7 protein-coding genes are annotated in these 7,325 nt (G+C 60.4%); 5 read left to right on the top strand and 2 right to left on the bottom strand.

The window, feature by feature from the left end; translation table 11 throughout:
- On the bottom strand, nucleotides 1–1,136 hold a 1,136-nt coding region (locus tag JWQ61_RS16535), incomplete at its 3' end, for a GTP-binding protein (RefSeq protein WP_304361490.1).
- A 176-nt stretch (nucleotides 1,137–1,312) separates the two neighbouring features.
- Nucleotides 1,313–2,203 (bottom strand): LysR substrate-binding domain-containing protein, encoded by an 891-nt coding sequence (locus JWQ61_RS16530; RefSeq protein ID WP_304361489.1) that lies wholly within the window; start codon nucleotides 2,201–2,203, stop codon nucleotides 1,313–1,315.
- 407 nt (nucleotides 2,204–2,610) lie between these two features.
- On the opposite strand from JWQ61_RS16530, the gene JWQ61_RS16525 reads away from it, so the two are divergent.
- The 5 genes from JWQ61_RS16525 to JWQ61_RS16505 form a co-directional block, all read left to right on the top strand.
- Nucleotides 2,611–3,705, top strand: coding sequence for a PotD/PotF family extracellular solute-binding protein (locus JWQ61_RS16525; protein WP_304361488.1), 1,095 nt, complete (start codon nucleotides 2,611–2,613; stop codon nucleotides 3,703–3,705).
- 24 nt (nucleotides 3,706–3,729) lie between these two features.
- Entirely contained in the window at nucleotides 3,730–4,587 is an 858-nt protein-coding gene (locus tag JWQ61_RS16520) for an ABC transporter permease (RefSeq protein ID WP_304361487.1), read from the top strand.
- Nucleotides 4,584–5,435 (top strand): ABC transporter permease, encoded by an 852-nt coding sequence (locus JWQ61_RS16515; protein WP_304361486.1) that lies wholly within the window; start codon nucleotides 4,584–4,586, stop codon nucleotides 5,433–5,435. The genes JWQ61_RS16520 and JWQ61_RS16515 overlap by 4 nt, the downstream gene beginning before the upstream one ends.
- A 52-nt stretch (nucleotides 5,436–5,487) precedes the next feature.
- A complete protein-coding gene (locus tag JWQ61_RS16510) occupies nucleotides 5,488–6,594 on the top strand; it encodes an ABC transporter ATP-binding protein (protein ID WP_304361485.1) in 1,107 nt (368 codons plus the stop codon).
- A gap of 103 nt (nucleotides 6,595–6,697) precedes the next feature.
- Nucleotides 6,698–7,325 (top strand): transporter substrate-binding domain-containing protein (locus JWQ61_RS16505; RefSeq protein ID WP_304361491.1); only part of this gene is annotated, 628 nt, incomplete at its 3' end.

Raw genomic sequence — 7,325 nt, 5'->3', positions numbered from 1 at the left:
AGCAGGCAGGCTTGCAGCTTCCTGCGGATTTCATCCTGGTCCATGTCCTGTCCGATGAACACGATTTCCTGATGCCGGTCGCCGTAAGGTTCGCTCCAGCCGGCCTTGATCTGGGCGCGCGTATGCGCGTCTTGCGGCCAGCGCTCGGCCGGCACCGCGGCCCACCAGAAACCGACCGGTTCGCTATCCATCAACCTGCCGGCGCCCGACATGCTGGCGACCCATTCCGGGCGGCTGGCCAGCCAGAAATAACCTTTGCTGCGGATCACGCCCGGCAGCGGCGCCGCCAGGAAATCATGCAGGCGCCGCGGATGGAACGGTTCCGGTGTGCGGTACACAAAGCTGCTGATGCCATAAGCCTCGGTCTCAGGCGCATGATGTCCTTCCAGTTCCCGTGCCCAGCCGGGCATGGCCGACGCCTGTTCCAGATCGAACAAGCCGGTATCCAGGATGGCGGCCAGCGGGATCTTCGAATGCTGTGCAAGCATCACGCGCGCACTCGGATTAAGCGCCTTGATGATGGCCAGCACGTTCTGCAATTGAGCGTCGTCGATCAGGTCAGTCTTGTTGACCACAATCACGTTGGCGAACTCGATCTGCTCGGTCAGCAGCTGCACCAGCCGCCGGTAATCGCCCTCGCCCGCGGTCTCGCCGCGATCGGCCAGGAAATCCTTGCTGGAAAAATCGGCCAGCAGGTTGGCGGCGTCGACCACCGTCACCATGGTGTCGATGCGCGCCACATGATTCAGGCTGTTGCCCTCTTCGTCCTCGAAGTCAAAGGTCGCGGCAATCGGCATCGGTTCCGACACGCCGGTCGATTCGATCAGCAGGTAATCGAAGCGCCCCGACGCCGCCAGCTTCCGCACTTCCTGCAGCAGGTCGTCGCGCAAGGTGCAGCAAATGCAGCCGTTCGACATCTCCACCAGTTTTTCCTCAGTGCGCGACAACGCTGCGCCGGCAGCCTCGGCGCCGTCGCGGACCAGTTCGGCGTCGATGTTGACTTCACTCATGTCGTTGACGATCACCGCCACCCGCTTGCCCTCGCGATTGCGCAAGATGTGGTTCAGCAAGGTGGTTTTCCCTGCACCCAGGAAACCCGACAGCACGGTGACGGGGAGTTTTTTTAGCTGTTTCATAGTGGTCTCTGTATTCAAGGATGATCTGGCGGCACGGCAGACATCGGCTATGCGGCGCGACACGGCAATTAGCGTGCTTTGATCGTTTCGGCACATATGCAACCAAGTTGCATATAGAGATTGTAATGCAACACAGTTGCATTTGTACAGAGACTTATTTCTGGCCTGAGGGCCGCTCAGGCAAGCGGCGCTGCGTGCTCCATGCAGTGCTGGGCGATCCATTCGCGGAAGATGGCGATTTTTTGCTGGTTGGCGACGCTTTCCGGATACACGAAGTAATAGCTTTGGCCCGGCATCACGCAATCGAACGGTTTCACCAGCCGTCGCATTTCGAGGTCATCGCTGGCCAGGATGCAGTCCCCTATCGCCACGCCGAATCCCTGCGCCGCTGCATTCACCGCCAGATCCAGCGTTTCGAAACTCTGGCCGCTGCCGGCGTCCACGCCTTTGATGCCGGCAAAGCGCAGCCACATTTCCCAGTCGCGGTGATCCCTGGTCGGATGCAGCAAAGTCTGCTGCGCCAGCTGCTCTGGCTTCAGGTCCGGCTGCTCCTTGAGCATCGAAGGTGAACATACCGGCGTCAGCTGCTCGGTAAACAATAAAAGGGAGTGGGTATCTTTGCCGGTCGGCGCGCCATACACGATAGCGGCGTCAAACGATTCGCGCTGGAAATCGACATTGTGCTGCAAGGCCGTCGTGACCTGCAGCTGGATATCCGGATAGGCAGCTTGGAACAGCATGATCTTGGGATAAATCCAGCGCATGATGCAGGTCGGCACCTTCAATGCCAGGTCGGTGCGCTGCCGCGTCAGCCGGGTCGATATCTCTTCGATCCGCGCGAAACTTTCGCGCACCGCCGGCAGCAGGAGCTCGCCTTCCTCGGTCAGCGTCAAGCCGCGCGCATGGCGCTGGAACAAGGGGAAGCCGTAATACTCTTCCAGGATCAGTATCTGCCGGCTGACCGCGCCCTGGGTCAGGCAAAGATGGTTGGCGGCATGTGTAATGTTTTGATGGCGCGCGACAGTCTCGAAGACTTGCAGGGCATTCAAGGGCGGCAATTTGCGCATGAGCATCTCCAGGTTCCAGCCACCAGGAAAATGCATGGCTCCTATGATTATATTTCGTTTGTGAAGGCCCGGGCAATGGCCAAGAATAGCAAGCATAAAAAAGTGAGCAGATCCCACAGGGACATTTCACAAAGAAAATACATTTCCTAATACCGGAGCGAGACAAATGCACCCTACCCCAGAACCTGCCGCCATTGCCGGAAGCAACTTGTTTCCTGTTGCCAGAGCACATTCTTCTGCAATTACGCCCAACCTTAGCAGGCATCAGTTTTACGCATCTTAGCCATCATTAAAACTAATGTCTTGCGGCAACATCTGGCACATCTCTTGCATCAGAAAGTATCGCCGCTTGAGCAGATCGCAGGCATTCAGCAGTTGTTTCCATACTCTTACAGCAGGAGCAAGCCATGCAAAATACAAATACCAAACGACGTAACGTCATGAAGGCGATCGGTGCATCGATTGCCGCATCCACGTTATCCGCACCATTTGTGAACGTCTTTGCACAGGAACAGAACTTCAAAGGCAAGACGCTGCGCTTCCTGACCTGGTCAGACGACACCGGCCTGGCGGCGCTGCGCAATATCGCGGCTAGTTTCTCGGAGAAGACCGGCGCCAAAGTGATCGCTGACCGCGCCGACGGCACCTCGGGCATGGTGGCCAAGCTGAAGGCAGCCGGCAACAAGCCGCAATACGATGTGATCACACTGGCGGGCGTCGGCGCTTCCGGCCTGGCCGATGCCGGCTTGCTGACGCAGCCGGACCTGGCGCGCCTGCCGAACCTGAAAGACGTCGCTCCCCAACACCGCAGCGGCGCCAACGGCTTCGGCGTAGGTTACCTGCTGTGGACCAACGGCCTGATCTACAACACTTCGACCTTCAAGGCGGCGCCGTCCAGCTACGAGGCTTTGTGGGATGAGAAATACAGCGGCCGCATCTTCCTGCCGCCGCCAAGCTGGGTCGAGGCGGTCGACCTTGCCATCATTGCCGCCAAGCTGTCCGGCGGCTCGCAAAAGAATATCGATCCCGGCTTCAAGAAGCTGGCGCTGCTCAAGGACCGCATCCTGATGCTGGGCGAAAACCCCAACCAGGTGGCCGAGCTGTTCCGCACCAATGCGCTGGACCTGGGCGGCATCTACTCACCCGCCTTCTTCCCGGTCGCAATCAAGAAGCCGGAATACAAGATGGGCGTCACCTATGACATGAAGGAAGGTTTTGCCGCGCAGCTGATGTACACGGTGATTCCAAAATCCCATCCGGGCGACCTCGACCTGATCCACGCCTTCATCAACCATACGCTTGATCCTGTAGTGCAAGGCAAGATGGCCGCCGACGTCCTCAACGGTCCGGTGAACACCAAGGCGTCGATCCCGGCTGAGAGCAGCCGTTACGTTCCCAGCGCCAGGCAGATCGCCGAGAAAGCGCAGATCCACGACGACAAGGCGCTGGCCGTGGTGCAAAGCGAATGGGTGCGCCGCTACACCGAGATCTTTTCGGCGTAACCGTTACAGGCAAAGGTAAAAGCAATGCTCGATCAAAACTCCAATGCGCGGCCGTGGCTGCTGCTGTTGCCGGTACTGCTGTTCCTGGCGGTGCTGGCAGCGGCGGCGCTGGCGGTGATCCGCATGAGCGTCGGCAGCAACGGCGATGAATGGCACAGCGTTTCGCTCAGCAGTTACGCCGACCTGGCGACCCCTTACTACATGAAGTCGCTCTGGCTCACCTTGCGCCTGGCGTTCCAGAGCACGGTGCTGGCGGTTCTGCTGGCGATCCCGGTAGCGATCGCCATGGCGCGCGCCAAGTCCAAGCTGGCGCGGCGCCTGCTGCTGACCGGCGTGCTGCTGCCCCTGCTGGTGAACCTGCTGTTGCAAAGCTACGGCTGGCTGATCATCCTCGGCCCTGGCGGCGTGCTCAACAATTCGCTGCTGGCGCTCGGCATCGTGCAGCGCCCGGTGCAATGGCTGTATCGTGAAAACGGCGTATTGCTGGGATTGATACAAACCGCGTTTCCGCTGGCGGCGCTGCCGATGGCCAGCGCCCTGAAAGCGATTTCCGGCAGCTACGAAGAAGCCGCCGCCACCATGGGCGCCAGCCGCTGGCAAATCCTGCGCCATGTGCTGCTGCCGCTGGCGATGCCCGGCATCCTGTCGGGCGCCCTGCTGGTGTTCGCCTATAACGCCAGCGCCTTTGCCGTGCCGCTGCTGCTCGGCGGACGCCGGGTTTCGATGCTGGCGGTGCTGGTGCGCGACCAGATTACGCCCTTGCTCAACTGGCCGGCAGCATCCGCCACCAGCGTGGTCCTGATGCTGGCGACCCTGGCGGTGATGGCGCTGTCGCAAAAACTGGTGCAGCGCTCACAAAGAATGCTGGGAGGCGCACAATGACTCCGTTCGCCATCCCTTTCCTGCGGCGCGCCCTGCCCGGCCAGCTGACACGGCTGACCGGCGTGCTGGCCGCCGTGGTGCTGATCCTGGCGGCAATGCCGATCATCACCATGATCATCATGTCGTTCGGCGCATCCGACACCCTGGCGTTTCCGCCGCCCAGCTACGGCTTGCAATGGTATCGCGCAGCCTGGCGCACTTTCATGTCGCCCGACGCCAGCGACGTCCTGTCGATGGGACAAGCGCTCGGCACCAGCCTGATGGTGGCGTTCGCGACCATGCTGATCGCCGCCGCCGTAGCCATCCCGGCCGCCTACGCGCTGAACCGTTTCAATTTTCCCGGTAAAGCCGTGGTTGAACAATTCATCGCCTTGCCGATGGTGTATCCGCTGGTGATGCTGGGCATTTCGCTGCTGCTGGTGTTCAATTATTTCCCGGTCGAACTGGGCATTTTCCGGCTGGTGATCGCCCATGTGATCCTTGCTTTGCCGTTCGCGGTCAAGAATTGTGCGGCATCGATCGCCGGCATCGGTCCCGAATTCGAAGAGGCGGCCTACCTGATGGGGGCCCGGCCCATGCGCGCCATGTTTGACGTGGTGCTGCCGCTGATGCGGCCCGGCATCCTGGCCGGGATGCTGTTCGCTTTCATCGTCTCCTTCAACGAATTCACGGTGACTTTTTTCCTGTACGACGTCGACACCATGACCTTGCCGGTATGGCTGTACAGCCGCACCGTATCGTCGCTCGATCCAACCGTCTTTTCCTTCGCCGTGTTTATCGTCCTGATCGATTTCGGCCTGATCTGGCTGCTGGAGAAACTGGTGGGCGACGACGGCGTGGCGCTCTGATCGCGCTTTCATCGAATCGCGAAGCAATACGTTCCAACCTGACGAGAACAACATGAGCAATCAATTAATTATCGAAAACGTCAACAAGCATTTCGGCGCAGTGCACGTCGTCAAGCATGTCAACCTGAGCATCCCCGAAGGCAAGCTGGTGTGTTTCCTGGGGCCGTCCGGCTGTGGCAAAACCACGCTGCTGCGCATGATCGCCGGGCTCGAGACACCGACCAGCGGCCGCCTCAGCATGGACGGCAAGGATCTCACCCATGTACCGGCCTGTGAACGCGATTTCGGCATGGTGTTCCAGTCGCTGGCGCTGTTTCCGCACATGACGGTGGCCGGCAACATCGCTTATCCGCTGCGCTTGCGCAAAACCGACAAACAAAGCCAGAAGCGGCGGGTCGACGAATTGCTGCAATTGATCCAGCTGCCGCACATGGCCGATAGGCCGGTAGCGCAGCTGTCCGGCGGCCAGCGGCAACGTGTCGCGATTGCCCGGGCCCTGGCGTCCGCGCCCAAGCTGTTGTTATTGGACGAACCGTTGTCCGCACTCGACGCCAAGCTGCGCGAAGCCATGCAGGTCGAAATCCGCCTGCTGCAGCAACGCCTCGGCATCACCACCATCATGGTCACCCACGACCAGCGTGAAGCGATGACCATGGCCGACGTGATTGTGGTGATGGAACAAGGCCAGATCGCCCAGGTCGGCTCGCCGCTGGAAGTGTACCGGGACCCGGTCAACGAATTTGTCGCCGATTTCATCGGCCTCGGCAACATCCTGCCAGCAGTGCCGAACGGCGAACAACGCGTGCGGCTGGCCGGCGGCCAGCTGATCGACATCGGCGGCGCCCGCAAAGCCAGCGCCGGCCAGGATATCCGCCTGCTGATCCGACCGGAAGACGTTTGCCTGAAAATCAGCGAAGCGCAGGCGCACCAGGATCTGCACGCCAGCATCCACAACAATTGCATACCGGGCCAGGTCAGCTTTATCCGCGACGTCGGTTCTTCTCTGGAAGCCACCATAGATTGCGCCGGCTTTACGCTGACCGTAGCGACCAGTCCGCGCGAAGTACCGGGGCTGGCAATCGGCAGTCCGGTGCTGGCGACACTGCCGCCGCATGCCTGCAAGCTGATCGACGCCAGTCCGGGCCGGTTGGCTGCCTGATAAAGAATGCCATCAAGCGATGCATCAATTTACTGACAGGGAAAAATCCATGAACATATTGCCAGCCTTCCTGAATCGCCGCCTGTGCCAGCTGGGCGCTGCCATGCTGCTCGCTGCCGGCATGCTGCATGCCGCTCCCAGCCAGGCAGACGCCATCGACACCATCGCAAAAAACGGCAAGGTCAGGATCGGCGTCTTCATGGACTATCCGCCGTTCGGCTCGATCGGTCCCGACATGCAGCCGCTCGGTTACGACATCGACATGGCCGAACTGATCGGCAAGGCATTGAAGACCAAGGTGGAACTGGTTCAAGTCACCGGCGATAACCGCATGGCTTACCTTGCCGGCGGCAAAGTGGACCTGCTGCTGTCGGTGGGACAAACGCCGGAGCGCGCCAAGGTCATCGATTTTTCCGATGCCTACGCGCCTTACTACCTGGCGGTCTTCGGCGGTCCTAAACTGGCCATCAAGAACAACGCCGACCTGGCCGGCAAGACCATCTCCGTAGCCCGCGGCACGCTGGAAGACTTGAGCATTTCCAAGGTAGCGCCGGCCGGCGCCACGGTCAAACGCTTCGACGACGCCAACGGCGCCATCTCGGCTTTCCTGTCGGGCCAGACGCAGCTGATGGTAGTCGGCAACGATGTCGGCGCCACCATCATGGCCAAGAATCCGGCTGCCGGCATACAGCAAAAATTCCAGCTGTTCAGCTCGCCCGATCACGTCGGCT

Source organism: Collimonas fungivorans, assembly GCF_028292705.1.
GTDB classification, from domain to species: domain Bacteria; phylum Pseudomonadota; class Gammaproteobacteria; order Burkholderiales; family Burkholderiaceae_D; genus Collimonas; species Collimonas fungivorans_B.
This window is presented reverse-complemented; position numbering and strand designations above follow the sequence as displayed.

Bases quoted from the DNA above. Each gene is read 5' to 3' on its own strand.
- JWQ61_RS16530 (WP_304361489.1), bottom strand. From the start codon at position 2,203: ATGCGCAAATTGCCGCCCTTGAATGCCCTGCAAGTCTTCGAGACTGTC.
- JWQ61_RS16525 (WP_304361488.1), top strand. From the start codon at position 2,611: ATGCAAAATACAAATACCAAACGACGTAACGTCATGAAGGCGATCGGT.
- JWQ61_RS16520 (WP_304361487.1), top strand. From the start codon at position 3,730: ATGCTCGATCAAAACTCCAATGCGCGGCCGTGGCTGCTGCTGTTGCCG.
- JWQ61_RS16515 (WP_304361486.1), top strand. From the start codon at position 4,584: ATGACTCCGTTCGCCATCCCTTTCCTGCGGCGCGCCCTGCCCGGCCAG.
- JWQ61_RS16510 (WP_304361485.1), top strand. From the start codon at position 5,488: ATGAGCAATCAATTAATTATCGAAAACGTCAACAAGCATTTCGGCGCA.